This is a genomic window from Gluconobacter sp. P1D12_c, assembly GCF_018812105.1.
Classification (GTDB): domain Bacteria; phylum Pseudomonadota; class Alphaproteobacteria; order Acetobacterales; family Acetobacteraceae; genus Gluconobacter; species Gluconobacter oxydans_A.
Genome location: NZ_JACSIQ010000508.1, coordinates 1 through 434, shown reverse-complemented (window position 1 = coordinate 434; position 434 = coordinate 1). Strand labels below are relative to the sequence as shown.

The following is a 434-nucleotide window of genomic DNA, read 5'->3' as shown; positions in this document are numbered from 1 at the left end:
ATCTGTCCGGTATGTGGGAACAGGTGGTCGAACAAGAGCGTCCAGACGTCCACGGCCTTCATTGGACGTTTACTGTTCTTCATTAGCCACAAGGTGACAGCACGGTTCTGTGCGGGACGGATCATAACAAACGGCTCCGTTGTTCCGGGGGCTGGGGTAGTAATGCGTTGAACGGTGACCATGACCCGGCCAAGGGCATCATGGTCAAAATCGGGATTGTCAAAAAACGGCAAAAGGGCTTGGCGAACCTGTTCGGCCTGATCTTCACGAAGCCGATCTTTTGGGGTCTTGAGACGGGTCATGTTCCGCATGTGGGAAACCTCTGTATGAGTGCCGAATAGGTCGCACACTGTGCGACTTTATGGTCGCACGTGGTGCGACCTAATGGCAAGCCATTTTTGGCGGTTCCCCAAGGGAAAAGGATGATCGGTAAA

Annotated in this window: 1 pseudogene; it reads right to left on the bottom strand. The window is 53.5% G+C overall.

The features are described from left to right. Nucleotides 1-302 (bottom strand): annotated as a pseudogene (locus tag KP705_RS17910) (hypothetical protein); the annotation flags it as partial. Nucleotides 303-434 lie beyond the last annotated feature (132 nt).